This window comes from uncultured Allobosea sp., from assembly GCF_945956895.1.
Lineage (GTDB): Bacteria > Pseudomonadota > Alphaproteobacteria > Rhizobiales > Beijerinckiaceae > Allobosea.
Genome location: NZ_CAMFJF010000040.1, coordinates 1 through 16,641 on the forward strand (window position 1 = coordinate 1; position 16,641 = coordinate 16,641).

General features: G+C 66.1%; 18 protein-coding genes. 8 read left to right on the top strand and 10 right to left on the bottom strand.

Annotated features, from left to right (window positions below; genetic code table 11):
• The 3 genes from Q0Q02_RS17520 to Q0Q02_RS17530 form a co-directional block, all read left to right on the top strand.
• A partial coding sequence (locus Q0Q02_RS17520; protein WP_293811217.1) for an ABC transporter permease subunit occupies positions 1 to 265 on the top strand: 265 nt, incomplete at its 5' end.
• Positions 262 to 1,116, top strand: a complete 855-nt coding sequence (locus tag Q0Q02_RS17525; RefSeq protein WP_293811219.1) for an ABC transporter permease — start codon at positions 262 to 264, stop codon at positions 1,114 to 1,116. The genes Q0Q02_RS17520 and Q0Q02_RS17525, both read left to right, overlap by 4 nt.
• Positions 1,117 to 1,192: 76 nt before the next feature.
• Positions 1,193 to 1,855 carry a GDSL-type esterase/lipase family protein gene (locus tag Q0Q02_RS17530; protein ID WP_293811221.1) on the top strand — a complete coding sequence of 221 codons (663 nt, stop codon included), beginning with the start codon at positions 1,193 to 1,195 and terminating at the stop codon, positions 1,853 to 1,855.
• An 88-nt stretch (positions 1,856 to 1,943) separates the two neighbouring features.
• On the opposite strand, the gene Q0Q02_RS17535 is transcribed toward Q0Q02_RS17530, so the two are convergent.
• From Q0Q02_RS17535 to Q0Q02_RS17555, 5 genes are all read right to left on the bottom strand, one after another.
• Positions 1,944 to 2,921 (bottom strand): spore coat protein U domain-containing protein, encoded by a 978-nt coding sequence (locus tag Q0Q02_RS17535; RefSeq protein ID WP_293811223.1) that lies wholly within the window; start codon positions 2,919 to 2,921, stop codon positions 1,944 to 1,946.
• Positions 2,912 to 5,341 carry a fimbria/pilus outer membrane usher protein gene (locus tag Q0Q02_RS17540; RefSeq protein ID WP_293811225.1) on the bottom strand — a complete coding sequence of 810 codons (2,430 nt, stop codon included), beginning with the start codon at positions 5,339 to 5,341 and terminating at the stop codon, positions 2,912 to 2,914. The genes Q0Q02_RS17535 and Q0Q02_RS17540 overlap by 10 nt, the downstream gene beginning before the upstream one ends.
• A 4-nt stretch (positions 5,342 to 5,345) precedes the next feature.
• Positions 5,346 to 6,110 carry a molecular chaperone gene (locus Q0Q02_RS17545; protein ID WP_293811227.1) on the bottom strand — a complete coding sequence of 255 codons (765 nt, stop codon included), beginning with the start codon at positions 6,108 to 6,110 and terminating at the stop codon, positions 5,346 to 5,348.
• Between the two features lie 70 nt (positions 6,111 to 6,180).
• Positions 6,181 to 6,681 carry a spore coat U domain-containing protein gene (locus tag Q0Q02_RS17550; protein WP_367275041.1) on the bottom strand — a complete coding sequence of 167 codons (501 nt, stop codon included), beginning with the start codon at positions 6,679 to 6,681 and terminating at the stop codon, positions 6,181 to 6,183.
• 493 nt (positions 6,682 to 7,174) lie between these two features.
• Positions 7,175 to 7,456 carry a hypothetical protein gene (locus tag Q0Q02_RS17555; protein ID WP_293811230.1) on the bottom strand — a complete coding sequence of 94 codons (282 nt, stop codon included), beginning with the start codon at positions 7,454 to 7,456 and terminating at the stop codon, positions 7,175 to 7,177.
• On the opposite strand from Q0Q02_RS17555, the gene Q0Q02_RS17560 reads away from it, so the two are divergent.
• The gene (locus tag Q0Q02_RS17560; RefSeq protein WP_293811232.1) at positions 7,455 to 8,585 is read left to right on the top strand and encodes a glycosyltransferase; all 1,131 of its coding nucleotides are present in this window, start codon (positions 7,455 to 7,457) and stop codon (positions 8,583 to 8,585) included. The genes Q0Q02_RS17555 and Q0Q02_RS17560 overlap by 2 nt on opposite strands.
• 47 nt (positions 8,586 to 8,632) lie before the next feature.
• Positions 8,633 to 9,229 carry a YigZ family protein gene (locus tag Q0Q02_RS17565; RefSeq protein ID WP_293811234.1) on the top strand — a complete coding sequence of 199 codons (597 nt, stop codon included), beginning with the start codon at positions 8,633 to 8,635 and terminating at the stop codon, positions 9,227 to 9,229.
• 176 nt (positions 9,230 to 9,405) lie between these two features.
• Here Q0Q02_RS17565 and Q0Q02_RS17570 read toward each other — a convergent pair whose 3' ends face one another.
• Complete coding sequence (locus Q0Q02_RS17570; RefSeq protein WP_293811236.1) at positions 9,406 to 10,314, bottom strand: LysR family transcriptional regulator; 909 nt, start codon at positions 10,312 to 10,314, stop codon at positions 9,406 to 9,408.
• Positions 10,315 to 10,446: 132 nt separating this feature from the next.
• On the opposite strand from Q0Q02_RS17570, the gene Q0Q02_RS17575 reads away from it, so the two are divergent.
• From Q0Q02_RS17575 to Q0Q02_RS17585, 3 genes are all read left to right on the top strand, one after another.
• A complete protein-coding gene (locus Q0Q02_RS17575; RefSeq protein ID WP_293811238.1) occupies positions 10,447 to 11,415 on the top strand; it encodes an MBL fold metallo-hydrolase in 969 nt (322 codons plus the stop codon).
• A 71-nt stretch (positions 11,416 to 11,486) separates the two neighbouring features.
• The gene (locus tag Q0Q02_RS17580) at positions 11,487 to 12,113 is read left to right on the top strand and encodes a GNAT family N-acetyltransferase (RefSeq protein WP_293811240.1); all 627 of its coding nucleotides are present in this window, start codon (positions 11,487 to 11,489) and stop codon (positions 12,111 to 12,113) included.
• 135 nt (positions 12,114 to 12,248) lie between these two features.
• A complete protein-coding gene (locus Q0Q02_RS17585) occupies positions 12,249 to 12,662 on the top strand; it encodes a hypothetical protein (RefSeq protein ID WP_293811242.1) in 414 nt (137 codons plus the stop codon).
• Positions 12,663 to 12,674: 12 nt separating this feature from the next.
• Here Q0Q02_RS17585 and Q0Q02_RS17590 read toward each other — a convergent pair whose 3' ends face one another.
• From Q0Q02_RS17590 to Q0Q02_RS17605, 4 genes are read right to left on the bottom strand one after another with little or no spacing between them, the layout of a single operon-like run.
• On the bottom strand, positions 12,675 to 13,490 hold the full coding sequence (locus Q0Q02_RS17590) for an ABC transporter permease (RefSeq protein WP_293811244.1): 816 nt from the start codon (positions 13,488 to 13,490) through the stop codon (positions 12,675 to 12,677).
• A gap of 1 nt (position 13,491) precedes the next feature.
• The gene (locus tag Q0Q02_RS17595) at positions 13,492 to 14,406 is read right to left on the bottom strand and encodes an ABC transporter permease (protein ID WP_293811246.1); all 915 of its coding nucleotides are present in this window, start codon (positions 14,404 to 14,406) and stop codon (positions 13,492 to 13,494) included.
• Positions 14,403 to 15,542 carry an ABC transporter ATP-binding protein gene (locus Q0Q02_RS17600; protein ID WP_293811248.1) on the bottom strand — a complete coding sequence of 380 codons (1,140 nt, stop codon included), beginning with the start codon at positions 15,540 to 15,542 and terminating at the stop codon, positions 14,403 to 14,405. Before Q0Q02_RS17600 ends, Q0Q02_RS17595 begins: the two co-directional genes overlap by 4 nt.
• On the bottom strand, positions 15,539 to 16,600 hold the full coding sequence (locus Q0Q02_RS17605; RefSeq protein WP_293811250.1) for an ABC transporter substrate-binding protein: 1,062 nt from the start codon (positions 16,598 to 16,600) through the stop codon (positions 15,539 to 15,541). The genes Q0Q02_RS17600 and Q0Q02_RS17605 overlap by 4 nt, the downstream gene beginning before the upstream one ends.
• Positions 16,601 to 16,641 lie beyond the last annotated feature (41 nt).

The following is a 16,641-nucleotide window of genomic DNA, read 5'->3' on the forward strand; positions in this document are numbered from 1 at the left end:
TTCTCGATGGAAAAATCCCCGCCTAACGGGTCACTTCTCGGCGGAAATCAACACCGCCCTGCTCGGCGGAGTCGTCGTGACCGAATCCGTCTTCAATCTTCCCGGCATCGGAAGGCTGACCGTGGAGGCCATCCTGTCGCGGGACTATCCGGTCGTGCAGGGAGTGATGCTCGTCTTCGCCTTCACCCTGGTCGTCGTGAACGTGCTCGTCGACCTCAGCTACGCGCTGTTCGACCCCCGCATCCGCCAGGACATGCGGCCATGAGCGTACAGCTTCTACCGGCTCGCAGAGGCCTGCCCTTCAAGGCATCGACAGTCGCGATCGGCCTGAGCGCCGCCATCGTCGCGCTCGTGGCCATCTGCGCACTGCTGGCTCCCCCGGTTCTCGGATACAGCAACGACCTCAACATGAGCGAGGCGCTCCAGCCACCCGGCGCCGCCCACTGGTTCGGGACAGACAATCTCGGGCGGGACATCTTCGTGCGGACCCTGTCGGGCGCCAGGACCTCGATCATGGTCGGGCTTGGCGTCTCGATGCTGACGCTGATGGCCGGCGGCCTCATCGGCCTCGTGGCGGGCTATGTCCGCATGGCCGACACGGTGCTGATGCGCATCATGGACGGGCTCATGGCGATCCCGGGCGTGCTGCTGGCGATCGCGCTCGCCTCGCTCCTCGGCGGCGGACTCGCGACCGTCCTGATCGCGATCAGCGTTCCCGAGATTCCGCGCACGGCGCGGCTCATGCGCAGCGTGGTGCTCAGCCTGCGCGAAATGCCCTATGTCGATGCAGCAATCGCGATCGGATCGAGCACGCCGCGCGTCCTGCTCCGGCACATCCTTCCGAATGCGACGGAGGCGCTGATCGTCCAAGCAACCTTCGTCTGCGCCTCGGCGATCCTCGCCGAAGCCATCCTCAGCTTCATCGGGGTCGGCATCTCGCCGGACCTGCCGAGCTGGGGCAACGTCATGGCCGGGGGCCGCCAGTTCTTCCGCGTCGCGCCATGGGTCATCGCCTTTCCCGGCCTTTTCCTCTCGCTGCTGGTGATCGCGATCAACCTGCTCGGCGATGCCCTGCGTGAACGCATCGACCCGCGTCTCTCCGGACGGAGAGCCTGATGAGACGACGGCTCTTCCTCGGATGCGGACGGCCGTTCGCATGTCCGCTGCACCTCTTGTTCATGAGGTCCGTTCCGTGAACCGGCATCCCCCGATCATCCCTGCCGCGGCGCTGCCTGCGTCGGCGGAATGGACCACGACGCGCTATGACGACGATGTGCTGGCGGTGCGCCGGCAGGTCAGGCGCAGGCGTTTTGCCGGCAAGCCCGTCGTCTTCTTCGGCTCGTCGTCCTTCCGCAACTGGCACCGCATGGCCGAGGATTTCGGCTCGCTCGAAATCGCCAATCTCGGCTTTGGCGGAGGCACGGCCGAAAGCGCTCTGCGCTATTGCGACGACCTGCTCGACCTCGTCGAACCCCGACGAATTGTGCTCTATTTCGGCGAGAACGACATCGCCAATGACGGGCTGGATGCGCATTCCGCCTTCGCGGCGCTGCAACGATTGACGCAGCGGCTTCGCGAGAAATTCGGCCAGGTTCCGATTGACCGCCTCTCCATCAAGCACAGTCCCGGGCGCTGGATCTATACCGGCGAATTCGACACCTTCAACGCGATGCTCGAGGAGAGCCACACGGATGGCGAACCCGGTGGCTATGTGGACGTCTGCAGCTGTCTGATCGGGCGGAATGGCCGGCCGATGGGCCGTTATTACGAGGCCGATGGCGTTCACCTGAATCCACTCGGCTATTCTCTTTGGGCGAGCGTGATTGCCGGATCGCTGGGTCTTGTCGCAGGGTAATGAGTTGGCGGAGCTCAGGCTCGATGGCTGACGCGATCCGTATCGCTTCCGAACTCACCTGACTGTTACCGCGAAGCGGCTGCAATCTTCAGTAGGTCACGGTCGCCTGTATCGTGTCGATATACGCACCCGGCGACGGCGTGGCCTGAGCGGGCACCCGTCCGTAGATAAAGCTCGTCTGCGCCAGCCCCGTGCCCATGCCTGCCAATGTGTCGACGCCGAGCGTGTTTCCGAAGGGCTGGCTGCGCGCGGTATTGCGATAAAGCCCATAGGTGACGATTTCCGATCCTTTCGTCATTCGCCTCAGCGTCGGGTCCGCAGCTCCCGACAATCCGCCATTGAGACCGATCTGGTAGGCGGTGCCATTCGTGCAGGTCGGCGCCAGGGTCGTGAAGGCATCATGCGGCGCGCTCAGCACACCCACGGATCCAAAACTGAGATCGCTCGTGGTGACCCGGCAGGTCGCCGGCACATTCGCGCTGACCATGAAGCTCGTCGACTGGGTCACGGTCAGGAGGTCGCATCCGAGCAGGAAGGACAGCAGCCCGTAGCGGATCCGGGCATCGATTCCGGAGAAGGTGCTGGTGTAGGTGACCGGCGCCGCAGTGGCCTGGCCGCTATAGACGCGACCGTAGATCGTGGTGCTCTGGCTGCCCGTACCGGACAAGGACAAGGCCAGGTTGAAACCGACCGCCGAAGCGCCCCCCGCGGGCCACGCCCCGGACCCCCATGGCACACTGGCAGCCGCGTCGGAGAACAGGCCGTAATTCAGTTGGTTGGCACCATTCGCCAGCGTGCGGTTCGCCGCGCTGGTGCCGCCACCGGTTCCGGGCCCCAGTTCGATGCAGACTCCGACCGGTAGAAGCGCCGAGCCGGTGCAGGAGACCGTCGCCGTCGCCATCGCGTTCACCTGGGCGTTGGCGGTGACATCGACGTCCCCGAAGACCAGCGGGGTGATGCTCAGCGAGCAGGATTGTGCCTTTGCCGGCACGCTCACCAGCACGCCCGAGGCCGCCAGCAGCGCAGCCCACAGGCAGAGCATCAGAAGGCGGTGCACTACTGGCATCGCACCGGTCCGATCGACACTTGAGCGTTGGCTCGCGGTGCAAAGGCGAAGCGCGCCCTGCAGCTCCCCGTCGCCATCTGGACGACGATCTCATTGTCGGCTGCGAGATTCTCGATGAAGGCCCGGCCGTCATAGCCGACAGTGAATTCCGGGGCCGCTGCGCCGGTGCCCCTGAGGCCCGGCTGAAGGACGCCCGTCGCACCGACCCGGATCGGACGGCCAGCGGCATCCTGAAGGACGACGATCGCCGAATTGCTCGTCGAGCGGACGCCGAAATCGACGACCACGCCGGCACGATCGGAAGGAGCGCGAATCTCGACCGTGGTTTCCGACACGGCGTCGACCGGGAGGCCGCGCGGATCGATCGAGATCTTGTTCGGCTGATAGGACCGCAGCGTCGGGATAAGCGCATTGCCGGATGCGTTCGTCCGGGCGATCACCCTGTTCTCGAAGAGCACATCCACATCGGGAGCCCCGACCTTCGCCACGGCGAAGGCATCGTCGATCCGATTGGCGACAAAGACGCTGCCCCCCGCCATCGCGACCGCGCCGTCGAGCTGTACCGTACCCGAGGCACCCGTAGCGCCTTGCGCGACGCCGGCCTCCAGCAGCCCCGCGCTGCCACGATAGGCGATCGACGCCGAGCGCCGCTTCTGATCGCCCTGCCCTTCCACGTCACGAATGCGCCAGCCGACGCTGCCGATTTCCTGGTCGACCGGCTTGACGACATCGGCGGCCAACGACCAACGCGATCCCACGCGGTTAGCGCCCGCCGATGAGGTGATATTCGTGCCGAATGGAAAGGACAGGCCGGCGAAAACGCCTGCGGAATTGCGGTCTGCCAGATCCGTGTAGAAGGTCGCGTAGAAGGAGCCCCCGCCCCAGAGCGGGCGGGTATAGCTTGCATTGATGATGCGGTTCGAGCGGCCGAGCACGGGCTTCACATGGGCAAGGCCGAGGCTGACGGCCCCTCCGAGCGCCGGTATCGGCAGGCCGATCGAAATCCTATCGAGCGCGCGCGGCGGCAGAAGCATCCGTTCCCAGCTGCTCCCGCTCAGTGCCGAGGATGGCGCGGAGGCAACGTAGTCGCCAAAGCCGTTGCCCAGGCCGGCGAACGGAACTCCGGTGATGGAGGCGAGGTCCCTGTAGGCTGCGAATGTTCTCTGGGACGCAGCCCTGAACGAGATGCCCCAAACTTGCGTCTCGAACGAGAGATAGGATTGACCGCCAAGCTGCCCGTCCCGCCAGCTCCCTGCGCCAGCCGCGGTCAGCACACCATACTGACCGAGCCCGAAAACCCCACCGAGGCTCCCCATGCCGAGCCCCTGCGCCCCTTCGGCGTGAGCGACGACCGTCATCATGTCGGTCACCCCGTAGCGCCCGCTGGCCGATCCCGCGATGCCCTCGTCATAGATGCTGGAGCGCAGGCCGTATTGCAGGCGGGGCATGCCGAGTTCCGCCGAAAAATCGAAGAGACCGGGGCGAAGCAAATTGCTCGAAACGACGAAAGGCAGGCTCGTTTCGCTCTGACGCCCCGAAGCATCGCGGACGACGACGCTGGCATTGCCATTGCCCGTGAGAATGGGAATGTTGGTAATGCGGAACGGCCCGCTGCCGACATCCTGCGAGATGGTCCTGGTTCCGTTGACCAAGACGTCGACCGTGGAGGGCACAGCCGCCGAGCCGGTGACGCTGGGCAGTGGAAGCGTGATCAGGTCCGGGCGCAGTCCGAAATTGCGCTGGACCTGCAGGCCGCCGAGGCGAACGGGCCGGGTCCAGGCCAAGCCGCTCGATATCAGATCGCCGGCGCGATAGGTCACCAGGCTGCCGGGGTCCGAGTAGGCCCATGTCGTCTCGAGGCGCAGCGCTTCCGCAGCGCCGCCGGCCAGCGACTGATCGCTCAGGATGCCGGTCTGCGAGAACACGCCGACCGGGCTGAAAAGCCTTGCGTCGACTGTCGCCGAAAGCGTGGGGTAGCGCCAGAAGTCGCGGAACTGCTTGTCCTGTGATGTTCCGAACAGCGTGTAGTTGAGCACCGCGCCCGTGCTGCTGCGCTCCGGGGCCGGTCCCGGGGCGCTGGCAGGTTGCGCATCGTAGGTCTTGGGCAGGCGGCCGCCTGACGGCAGCTTGATATCGATCCGCTGCGTAGCTTCGTCATAGGCGAAGCTCAGGCCCGGAATCGCACCGAGCGACACCTCTTCCTCGATCCTGACGCTCGCTGGAACCCTGACCCCGAGCTCCTCAAGCTCCTTGCGGGCCGCCAGAATATCACCACGCTGATTTTGCCGGAACGTGCCGATCAGGCCAATCGCCTGGCTATCGAGCAGGACGTCCAGATGCAAGTTTCGGCTCGATGCCTCCTCGCAGCGGGCCGGCACGGCTGTCCAGCACGCCGATCCGAACACCAGCGCCAGCGCCATGAACCTACCGGCCCGCGGACATCGGCAGCGTTGCATTGAACGGACCTGCCTCCGTTACCCCGGAAATCGTGAAACGAGCGCCCGATTTCGACGCTGGCGGGGCGGGAAGAACCCACTGCATCGCGGAACGGCCGAGGGAATAGCCGAGTAGGCCCTTGTTGGCGGCCACCACCTTTCCGGACTCGTCGCGAACCGTCACGGCGGCCAGCCGGACCCGGCGGTCGCCACGATTCGCGGCATCGATCGTGATCGTCTTGCCATGCCGGCTGGCGGACCATGTCACCGACGCCGGCGATGCGGCGCGATCGGTGAAAAAGACGGGAACGACATGACGCATGACGAGGGCCACGGTCCCTGGCGCGCGGTTCGGCTTGGGCAGCTCATCGACGACCAGCCTGAAGGCTGCCTCGCCGCCGGCGGAACCGCCCGCCACCCGGACGACGCGCACCGTGTAATCCTGGCGGGGGCGGAGCTGCACGACGGGCGGGCTTGCCACCACGTCGTCCGTCGGCTCCAGCCGTTCCGCCCCGTCGCGCTGGGTCCAGCGAAAGACGCGAAGCTGCGCCGTGATCGGCTCGACATCAGTGTTGCGCAAGGTGATCGTCGCCGTGTTTCCCGGCGCAGGAAGATCCAGCAGCACTGGCGCCACCTGCAGGGACGCCGCATCCACCGTTCCGGCAGCGAGGCCCGCAAGGGCCACACCGATTGCTGCGCTCCTCATCTGATTTCCTCCTATCCCGGCAAGGCGGAGGCGATCGGCGCTGCGCATGCAGTGCCGTTTCGTCTCCCGGTTGCATTCAAGGCGATCATCGGAGACTAGCGGCGCTGGCCGTCGCTAGTCAGTAGGTAACCGTCACCGTGATCGTATCGGTGTAGAGCGCAGGCGCCGGAGTGGTCTGGGCGGGGACACGGCCGTAGACGGTGTAGTTCTGGGCCGCGCCGTTCCCGACGCCTGCGACGGTATCGCTACCCGCCGTGGTTCCCCAGTTCTGCGTGCGGCCAGCGTCGCGGAAAATCGAGTAGTTGATCAGCCCACCCGCCCCCGCCATCTGCCGGGTCGTCACCGAGCTTCCGTTCACGCCCTGGTTGAGGCCGATCGTGTAAGGAGTCGAGGTTGTGCACTGGACGCTAATAGCACTCGTCGAATCGACATTCACTGACAGGACGCCAGCATTGCCAAAATTCAAATCCGAAGCGCTGACGACAATGCAAGTGGCCTGTATATTGATCTGAACCTGAAAATTCCCCACTGCGGTTGCGGCATTTGCTTCGGTGAATACGAGAGCTGCAAGAGCGCCGGCTGAGGCAAAGCCAATTCTTGCCATTAAGTTGACCCCCATACTCGATGGCGAGGCAAGTCGACATACCACCAACGTTACGTCACTATAGTTAATAGGGGGTTAATAATACAACTTTGACGTGCCAGAAACAATCGGAGCTGATCGACGCAGCGGCGCCCGCCCTCCCCCGCCAGGCGCTCGCCCGGGAGGTGGAAACCCAGCTGAAACTGTTCGCCGATTCGGAATGCGCCGTCATCCGCGAGCAGAGCTTCCAGCACCCTGAATAGGCATCGCGCAGTCCTCGCTGTATCGAAGCCGCTCGCGCGTGATTTCAATGCGCACCCCGACGCCGGCAGCTCGGAGCGTTTTACGCCGGGCTGGCGCCCAGGATATGCCCCACGGGACTGAAATTTGGCATTTCTCGAGGAGCCGGCGCCTCAACGGAGCGTAGCTTTGCCCGTTCTCCCAGGCATCAGACGCATCGTTGCGAATACAGCATAGATCGGCCTCAAGCGAGATATCGCACGCGCCCAACGATCTCCACCCAGTGGGCTTAACCCAATCGCACCCAGTCCACGGCGTCGAGCGTGTAGGGAGCGAATAGGAAGTCGCGGATCGCCATGATCCGGTCCTCCTCCCAATCGGCCAGTACGAAATGGGCGGGCTTCGCCGCATCGCCGTTGAAGACCAGCATGGCCGGGTGGCCTTCGACCGCCCCGAAGGCGAAGCGCCATCGCGTCTCCGCAGCATAGCGCGTGAAATAGGGAGTGATCTTCTCGCGCCCTTCCCATGCCAGCCGGTTCACCAGATCGAGCTTCACGTCCTCGGCGAGCATGGCGCGGCGCCTCGGCGGCTTCCGCCCGGAATTCGATTTCGCGCAGGATTACGACCTCGCCCTGCGTTTCGCCGCGGCGACCAAGCAGATCGTCCATATCCCCGACGTCCTCTACCATTGGCGCACGCTGCCGCAGTCGACCGCCTCGAGCGGTGAGGCCAAGCCGCAGGCCGAGCTTGCGGCCCGAAGGGCAGTGCAGGATTTCGTCGATCAAAGCCCCTATCGCGGCAGCGTCGGCCGGGGCCCGCTGCCCGGCACGCATCGCGTACGCTTCGATATCGTCGGCGAGCCGCTGGTCTCGGTCGCCATTCCCACGGCCGGCTACCGCAACGACGGCGACACCGGCTGGTATGTGCTCGATCTCGTGCGCTCGATCCGCGAGCGGACGACCTATCGCAACGTCGAGATCGTGGTCTCCGAGAACGGCGACCTGCCCCCGGAGCTGGAGCAGGCGCTACGCGATCTCGGGGCGCGGCTCATCCGCTACGAGAGCCCGGTCTTCAACTTCTCCGACAAGATGAACCGGCTGGCCGAGGCCGCACGAGGCGAGTTCCTCCTTCTGCTCAATGACGACATCCGCATCATCTCGCGCGGCTGGATCGAGGAGATGCTGATGTGGTGCCAGCAGGAGGGCATCTCCGGCGCCGGCGCGAAACTGCTCTTCCCGGACGGACACATCCAGCATGCGGGCGTGCTGCTGCTCGGCCAGGGGCCGTCACATCCCTATTACCTGCATCCTGCCTCGGAGATCGGGCAGGTCTGCTCGGCCGTCGTCCCGCGCGACTACAGCGCGGTCACCGGTGCCTGCACGATGATCAGCCGGGCGGATTTCCTGGCGGTCGGCGGCTATGATCCGGCCTATCGGATCAACTACAACGACGTCGATTTCTGCATGCGGCTCAATGCCCATACCGGCGGGCATTTCGTCTTCACACCCCATGCCTGCCTGGAGCACCACGAATCCGTCAGCCGGCCGGAGCCCGATCCTGGCGACCTCGACAAGTTCAACCGCCAATGGGCTGACATCGTCGGACGCGACCCGTTCTACAATCCCAACCTGTCCCAGAGCTCTCCGCGTTTCGCGCTGGCGACCGAACCGCAGTCACTTGCGGAGGTTTACGGGCTGTGACGGCGTCGATCTGGTTCGCTGGGAACGCGGCATGCTAAGGCAGCCCCATGGCCCCGCGCTTCACCCTCGTCGAACTCCACATCGCTCGGCAGGAGATCAAGAAGAGCCGCTTCATCGCGGCGGCCGCTCCCGTCGCCGACGAGGCCGCGGCCAAGGACTTCATCGCAGCGCAGTCCGATCCTGAAGCCAATCACAATTGCTGGGCCTGGCGGTTCGGGCAGAATTACCGCTTCAACGACGACGGGGAGCCGAGCGGCACGGCCGGAAAGCCGATCCTCGCGGCGATCGACGGGCAGGCTCTCGACGGCGTCGCCGTCGTGGTGACGCGCTGGTTCGGCGGCATCCTGCTGGGCAGCGGTGGCTTGATCCGCGCCTATGGCGGCACGGCTGCGCTTTGCCTGCGCGAGGCCGGCAAGGTTGAGGTGGTCGAGACAGCCGACGTGACGATCGCCTGCCTGTTCGGCGATTTCACCCGCGTCCAGGCGCGGCTTGCCACGCTCCCGAGTGTGCGGCTGCGCGACCAGGCCTTCACCGATACGGGCGGGACTTTGTCGGTGACGGCACCGAAATCCGAGATCGATGGCGTGATCCGGCTGGTGACGGACCTCACCAGCGGACGCGCGCTGATCCGGGAGTATCCATAGCCGTTCCTCGCGAACTGGCCTCACACGCGGCAAAACAATGGCAGGCTCATAACGGTTTCACCTCCGTCGCAAGAGGGAGGCAACGATGGGTTTGCTCGAGATCGGCATGGTTCTGGCCCGCGCTTCGGCTTTCGGATTCTACATCTCTGCCGGGGAAGATCGATGCCGGCGGGGCGTCATCGCGCTTCGCTCGCCGGCAAGCGAGCGCGCAGGCGTGGTGCAATCCAGTCCAGGAAGGCCCGTGCCTTGATCGGCAATTGGCCCTGTGCCGCATAGACGAGCTGGACCGGGATCGGTTCCGGCGCAAAGGGTTCGAGCAGGGGCACGAGCGCGCCCGAGCGTAACTCGTCGACGATCTGGTAGGACAGGACCCGCGCGATACCGACCCCGGCCACCGCAGCATCGATCGCCGCTTCGGTGGAGTTCACGGCCAGCCGCGTCCGCGGCTCCACGGACAGAGCGGCTGAATCGCCGCGATAGCGCCATTCCGGCGAGATCGTGAAGCCGCGGAACGTGATGCCGTCATGCGCGCCCAGGTCCTCGGGCGCGAGCGGCGTTCCGTGGCGCGCCAAATAATCGGGGCTCGCGCAGAACATGCGCCTGACCTCGCCGATGCGCCGGGCCATGAGGCTGCTGTCCTCGAGATGGCCAACCCGTATGCCGAGATCGAGATGCTCCTCGACCAGATTGACGTGGCGATCGACCAGAAACAGGCGCAGGTCGATCAGGGGATTCTCGGCCAGGAACTCCGCCGCCAGCGGCAGGACATGACGCCGCCCGAGGACCACGGAAGCCGTCACGGCGAGCGTCCCACGCGGTTCGCTGTATTCGCCAGCCGCCGCCCGCTCGGCTTCCTCCACCTGTTCGATGATCCGGCGCGAGGCCGCGACATAGCCGCGCCCCGCATCCGTCAACGCGACGCGCCGGCTGGTCCGGACGAGCAGGCGGGTTCCCAGATGCTGTTCGAGATCGGCCACCTTGCGGCTGACAGTGGTCAGAGGCAGGCGCAGGCGGCGAGCCCCGGCGGAAAGGTTGCCTTCTTCGACCACGGCGAGGAGCACCGACATGGCGTCGAAACGATCCATTGCATCCTTCCATATTTCGGCAGGAAACGTCCCAATTTCTTCAGATACCCCTAATTCAAGGAAGACTCTACACCATCCTCAACCCGAGCGGCCGCGCTTGAAGACGGCCCTCGCGCTTTCCGGAGTCCTTCGATGACCATGCTGTCCCGCCGCGCTTTCGCCCTTGCCGCTCCTGCCCTGTCCCTCGCTGCCGCAGCCACGCTGCCGGCCGGGAGCGCGCTCGCGGCTCCGCCTGCCGCCGCCAACGCCATGCCGCCCCTGGCGCAGATGTCGATCGGCCGGTTCAAGGTCACGGCGCTGACCGACGGCTTCGCCGACATGCCGTTCTCCTATTTCGTCGGACGCACACCGAAGGAGATCGAGGCGGCTGCGGCTGGCCAGTTCGCGGCCCGCCCCGGCGGCATTCGTCTCGTGTTCAACCAGTACCTGATCGAGGACGGCGACCGGCGCATGCTGATCGATACGGGCCCGGCCGGCCTGCTGGGCGAAAGCGGCAAGCTGCCTTCGGCGCTGAAGGCGGTCGGGCTCGCGCCGGAGAATATCGACGCGGTGATCATCACCCATATGCACCGCGACCATATCGGCGGCCTCGTCGCCGGCGGGCGGCGGGCCTTCCCGAACGCGGAGGTCTATGTCGGCAGGCGCGAGGTCGCGCACTGGACCGATCCGGCGCAGCGCTCCACGGCCCCCGACTTCCTGAAGAGCAGCTTCGACGCCTCGGCCGAGTTCGTCCGGCTCTATCCGAAGCTGCAAGCGATCGATGGGGAGCGCAGCATCGTGCCGGGCGTATCGATCATCGATCTCGCCGGCCATACGCCCGGCCATATCGGAGTGCGCATCGAGGATGGCGGCAAGAGCATGCTGATGGTCGGCGACATGCTGTTCCACCCGTCGCTCCACCCGGTTGCGGCCGATATCGGCTTCATCTTCGAGCAGGATCCGGAGGCAGCGCGCGCCATGCGTGCCCGCTTCTTCCCGCGCGCCGCCGAGGAGAAGGCCCTGATCGCCGCGACGCATATGCCGTTCCCGGGCCTCGGCCGCATCGTCTCCGACCAAGGTCGCCTGCGCTGGCTGGCTGCGGAATGGGCCCATCAGGCCTAAAGAGCTTGCCTGACATAAGCCCATCTCGCGGGCCGGGTGATCCCGGCCCGTTCGCATGCGGAGACCCGACCATGAATCCCCTCGAAACCTGGGCTTTCGGCTATGCCCTGACACGCGGCTATCCGGCCCCGCACGCCGTACCGACCGGCCTGTGGCTGGAGATCGGAAAGCCCGACCAGCGTGGTCGCTTCGTATTGCCCCGGTTCGACCCGGCTGCCTTCACGGACCTGGCGCAATCGATCGAGGGGCCGGGGGTCTATATCGAGGCGCCGGCGCCCCGCGAAACCGCCGTGCCGCTGCTGCCGGAACACTGGACCGTCCGCGAGCGCGCCTATCTGATGACGACGACATTCGGAGCAACGGAGCGTCTCCCGCCACCTGCGAGCTATCAGCTACTCACGCATGACGAAGGCGGCGCCATCAGAGTCGAGATCATCAGCGACGGTGGAGAACTGGCCGCCAGCGGGTTGGCCGGCCTCGTCGATGGCCAAGCCGTCTTCGATCAGATCCTGACGCAGCCCGCGCATCGGCGGCTCGGCTTGGGAACGGTGGTGATGAGCGCCCTGACCCGTCGAGCCATAGAGCGCGGCGCAAACCGGGGCGCACTGATCGCGACGCCGGACGGCCGAGCCCTGTACCAGACGCTCGGCTGGGCGCAGTGGTCCGAAGTGACGTCGGTGATCAGCCCGGGACCCTAGATCGCAGCCTGTTGCCGGAACACGATCCCACGCCTCGCGTTCCAAGCCGACGCAGGCTGATCTATGAATGAGAGGAAGACCGGCCTTCCGTTCATCGCGGCCAGCCACCGGGGCCTCCAGGGAAACAGGCACAGCATGACGCGCAATCTCATCGCAGCGACAGCGCTCTCGCTGGGCGTGCTGTTCTCACTTCCCGCCAGCGCCCAGTTCGATGCGACACCCGGCAATGGGCCGCTCTATCCGGGCGGTCCGCGGCAGGGCCTGGGGCCGCCGTCGATCACCGACAGCGTTCCGGATATCCGGCTGCACTCGAGCCAGGGCGGCATTCCCGGCGCGGGGCCGGCGATCGGCTCCGGTGCGAACAGCCTGCGCACGTACGAACCGTCCTCGACCAGGCTCTATCGCCGGGCCGACCGGACGAGCGGCTTCGGACGCCATTGCCGGGTGCCATCGCGGCAATGCATGCTCGCGCGGCCAGCCGCCCTCGGCGACGACTGCTCGTGCCGGACCTCCAGAGGCGGGCGCGGGCAGGGCTACGTCGTCCGGTAGGCGCCCCGCAACCTAGCTATCCGCCTTGCCGAAGAGCTGCGACACGGCCAGCAGCAGCGAGGTCATCACGATCATGATCGTCGAGATCGCGGCGATGGTCGGGTCGATCTGGTCGCGCAGCGCCAGGAACATCATCCGTGTCAGCGTCGCATTGTCGCCGCCGGAGACGAAGAGCGCGATCACGACCTCGTCGAAGGAGGTCAGGAAGGACAGCACCGCGGAGGTGACGAGGGCGAAGCCGATCTGCGGTGCCGTCACTTGCAGGAAGGCTTGCGTCCGCGTCGCACCGAGGCTGCGCGCCACCCGCTCCTGATCGAGATCGAAGCTCTTCAGGGCCGAGCCGACGATCATCATGACGATCGGCACGGCCAGCATCGTATGCGCCAGCACGATGCCGAGGAAGGAATTGACCATCTTGAGCTGCACATAGGCGTAGAACAGCGCGATGCCGACGAGGATGACCGGTACGATCGTCGGCGTCAGCAAGGCGAGGATCGCAAGTCCCGCAAAGCGCAGCCGCGAGGCATGCAGGCCATAGGCCGCGAGCGTGCCCAGCGGCGTCGCCAGCAGCGCCGTGCAGAAGCCCGCCTTGAACGAGGTCGCGGTCGCCGCCATCCAGCTCGACGAGGAGAAATAGGCTTCGTACCAGCGCAGCGACCATTCGCGCGGCGGGAACTCCAGATATTGCGATTGGGAGAAAGACATCGGGATGACGATCAGCGTCGGCACGGCGAGGAAGGCCAGCACCAGCGCGCCGAGCCCATAGAGCCAGAGCCGCGCGCGATGGCTGATCTGCGTGTCGCTTGCGGGGCGGTCGAGCCAGCTCATCTCAGTGCCCCGCCCCGAACAGGCCGGCGCCGCGCGACAGCCGTGCCGCCAGCACGAGCACGACCAGCGTGATCACCAGCAGCACGACGCCGAGAGCGCTCGCCGCGCCCCAGTTGAAGAACAGTTCGATATCGTTGGCGATACGGTTCGAGACCATCGTCACCTTGCCGCCACCGAGCATGGCCGGTGTCACGTAGAAGCCGAGGCAGAGCACGAAGACCAGCGAGGCGCCGGCGGCGAGCCCCGGCAGCGAGAGCGGGAAGAACACCGTCCAGAAACCATGGACCGGCGTCGAGCCGAGGCTGGCGGCGGCGCGCAGCAGGTTGCGGTCGATCGCGCGCATCGTGCCGTAGAGCGGCAGGACCATGAAGGGCAGCATGATATGGACCATGCCGATCAGCGTGCCGCTCATGTTGTGGACGAGCTGCAAGGGCTCGCTCCAGAGACCGAGCTTCATGCCCCATGTGTTGATGAGCCCGCTGCGCTGGAGCAGCACGAGCCAGGCATAGGTGCGCACCAGCAGCGAGGTCCAGAACGGCAGCAGAACCGCGATCATACAGAGATTGGCGGCCCGGCGCGGCAGTTGCGACAGGAAATAGGCCAGGGGATAGCCGAGCAGGATGCAGATCAGCGTGGTCGCGAGGCTGATCTCGAAGGTGGTCAGGAAAGTCCGGCCATAGGAGGGCTCGGCCAGCATGCGCCGGTAATGCTCGAGGCTCAGCGCGCCGCTGTCGTCGAGGAAGGACAGGCCGAAGAGCCAGCCAACGGGCACGAGCATGGTAACGGTGACGAGCAGGAGCGCCGGCGCCGCCAGCCCTGCGAGCCCCATGCGCTCGCGCCACTGGTCGCGCCGCAAACCGGCGGCGTGGTCATCGCCGATCGCTCCGGCGGCATCGAAGGCGCTTGCGGTCGTCACGGCTCGCCTCGCGCCTCGTCTGGCAGCAGCACGGTATCGGAGACCGCGATGCCGATGCGGACCGGGGTTCCGGGGGCCGGCGGCGGCCCCTCGCCACCGCGCGTCGTCAGGCGCAGCGCGACCGGGCTGCCGCCGGTCAGAACAGCCTGAAGGAGCAGGGTGTCGCCCTGATAGACCGCGCCGGTCACGCGGCCCTCGAAGCAGTTCATGCCCTCGCCTTCACCCGGTCCGAGCAGATGCAGGCGCTCTGGCCGCAGCACCATCGCGCAGCGGCCCTGCCGGGTCGGCAGGTTGTCGGCGCGGACGGTTGCGCCAGCGGCGCGGGCGACACCGTCGGCCACGGCGACGTCGAGGAAGGAGGATTCGCCGATGAATTCGGCGACGAAGCGGCTGCGGGGATCGTCATAGATCGCGCGCGGCGTATCGATACGGGCGATTCGGCCGCGATCGAGGATGGCGACGCGGTCCGACATGGTCAGCGCCTCGCGCTGGTCATGCGTGACATAAACGGTCGTGGTGCCCAGCCGCTCATGGAGCTGGCGCAATTCGATCTGCATGCGTTCGCGCAACTGCTTGTCGAGCGCCGAGAGCGGCTCGTCCATCAGGATGATGCGCGGCTCGAAGACGATGGCGCGGGCAAGCGCGACACGCTGGCGCTGGCCGCCGGAGAGCTGGTCGATACGGCGGCTGCCGAAGCCGCCGAGCTGGAACATCTCCAGGGCGACCTCGACGCGCCGGGCCGTCTCGGCCGCCGGCACGCGCCGCAACCGCAGGGGGAAGCCGACATTGCGGGCGACGTCCATATGCGGAAACAGCGCGTAGTTCTGGAAGACCATGCCGATCCCGCGCTTGTGCGGCGCGAGGCGCACGACCTCGCGCTCGCCGAAGCGGATCGAGCCCTTGTCGGGCCGCAGGAAGCCGGCGATCGCCATCAAGAGCGTCGTCTTGCCCGAGCCGGAGGGGCCGAGCAGGGTCAGGAACTCGCCCGGCCGGACATCGAGATCGATCTCGTCCAGCACAGGCACTGCGCCATAAGCCTTGCTCAGCCGCCGGACCGCGATGGGCAGAGCCGTCGCGGAACCCGAGTCCGAGGCGGCCGCATCACGCGGCCGCTCGTGGTCGCCGGCCAGTCTCATTCGGTCAGCATGTTCTGGTAGGCGGCGGAGGCCTGGGCTTCGAACTTGATGTACCAGTCCAGGTCGATCGTCAGCTGCTTGCCGGCATTGTCGGGATGGGACGGCAGGGTCTTGGCGAAGGCGGCATCGATCGCGCCGCCCTCATAGGCCTTCTTGTTGGTCGGGCCGTAGGTGATGTATTTCGTGAACTCGGCCTGATATTGCGGCTTGCTGATCTCGGCGAGGAACTTCATCGCCAGATCCTTGTTCGGCGCGCCCTTGGCGATCGCGAAGCAGTCATAGTCGAGCAGGCCCTGGTTGAAGGTATAGGCGACCTTGGCGCCGTCCTTGGCCGCGACGTCGAAGCGGCCGTTCCAGCCGGTGATCATGTCGACCTCGCCGTCCTTCATCAGCTGGGCATGCTGCGCGCCCGAGCTCCACCAGACCGCGATATGCGGCTTCAATTCGCGGATCTTCTTGATCGCGCGCTCGATGCCGCCGGGCTGGGACAGGACCTCGTAGACCTTGTTCGCGGGAACGCCGTCGGCCATCAGCGCCGGCTCCAGCGCGCCGGCCACGCCCTTGCGATAGGAGCGCTTGCCGGGAAATTTCTTCACGTCCCAGAAATCGGCCCAGCTCTGCGGACCGTTCTGGCCGTAGGTCTTGGTGTTCCAGGCCAGCACGGTCGAGAACACGTCGCCGCCGACGCAATAATCCTGCGCCGTGCCGGGCAGGAAATTCGAGGTATCGATCACCTTGTAGTCGAGCTTCTCGAGGATGCCCTCGGCGCCAGCGCGAGCGGCGCTGCCGGAGCCGCTGGCGACCACATCCCAGGTCACCGCACCAGCCTTCACCTTGAGGCGCAGGTCCGCGATGCTGGTATAGGTCTCCTCCTTGATCTTGATGCCCAAAGCCTTGGCGGCGGGCTGGAAGAGCGCCTTGCTCTGGCCCTCCTGATAGGAGCCGCCGAAGGAGACGACGGTCAGTTCCTGCGCCCAGGCGGGCGCAGCGCTCAACAGGCCCAGGCCCATGACGAGGGCAAGGGCCGTTCTCGTCGACGTGATCGGCTGGCGCGTCATGTATCGATTCTCCCGTTCGAACGTTGCGTTCTTGTTCAGTG

What these genes read in the sequence shown, in the direction of transcription:
- Q0Q02_RS17525 (WP_293811219.1), top strand. Translation starts at nt 262, where the DNA reads ATGAGCGTACAGCTTCTACCGGCTCGCAGAGGCCTGCCCTTCAAGGCA.
- Q0Q02_RS17535 (WP_293811223.1), bottom strand. Translation starts at nt 2,921, where the DNA reads ATGCCAGTAGTGCACCGCCTTCTGATGCTCTGCCTGTGGGCTGCGCTG.
- Q0Q02_RS17540 (WP_293811225.1), bottom strand. Translation starts at nt 5,341, where the DNA reads ATGGCGCTGGCGCTGGTGTTCGGATCGGCGTGCTGGACAGCCGTGCCG.
- Q0Q02_RS17545 (WP_293811227.1), bottom strand. Translation starts at nt 6,110, where the DNA reads ATGCGCAGCGCCGATCGCCTCCGCCTTGCCGGGATAGGAGGAAATCAG.
- Q0Q02_RS17550 (WP_367275041.1), bottom strand. Translation starts at nt 6,681, where the DNA reads ATGGGGGTCAACTTAATGGCAAGAATTGGCTTTGCCTCAGCCGGCGCT.
- Q0Q02_RS17560 (WP_293811232.1), top strand. Translation starts at nt 7,455, where the DNA reads ATGGCGCGGCGCCTCGGCGGCTTCCGCCCGGAATTCGATTTCGCGCAG.
- Q0Q02_RS17555 (WP_293811230.1), bottom strand. Translation starts at nt 7,456, where the DNA reads ATGCTCGCCGAGGACGTGAAGCTCGATCTGGTGAACCGGCTGGCATGG.
- Q0Q02_RS17565 (WP_293811234.1), top strand. Translation starts at nt 8,633, where the DNA reads ATGGCCCCGCGCTTCACCCTCGTCGAACTCCACATCGCTCGGCAGGAG.
- Q0Q02_RS17570 (WP_293811236.1), bottom strand. Translation starts at nt 10,314, where the DNA reads ATGGATCGTTTCGACGCCATGTCGGTGCTCCTCGCCGTGGTCGAAGAA.
- Q0Q02_RS17575 (WP_293811238.1), top strand. Translation starts at nt 10,447, where the DNA reads ATGACCATGCTGTCCCGCCGCGCTTTCGCCCTTGCCGCTCCTGCCCTG.
- Q0Q02_RS17580 (WP_293811240.1), top strand. Translation starts at nt 11,487, where the DNA reads ATGAATCCCCTCGAAACCTGGGCTTTCGGCTATGCCCTGACACGCGGC.
- Q0Q02_RS17585 (WP_293811242.1), top strand. Translation starts at nt 12,249, where the DNA reads ATGACGCGCAATCTCATCGCAGCGACAGCGCTCTCGCTGGGCGTGCTG.
- Q0Q02_RS17590 (WP_293811244.1), bottom strand. Translation starts at nt 13,490, where the DNA reads ATGAGCTGGCTCGACCGCCCCGCAAGCGACACGCAGATCAGCCATCGC.
- Q0Q02_RS17600 (WP_293811248.1), bottom strand. Translation starts at nt 15,542, where the DNA reads ATGAGACTGGCCGGCGACCACGAGCGGCCGCGTGATGCGGCCGCCTCG.
- Q0Q02_RS17605 (WP_293811250.1), bottom strand. Translation starts at nt 16,600, where the DNA reads ATGACGCGCCAGCCGATCACGTCGACGAGAACGGCCCTTGCCCTCGTC.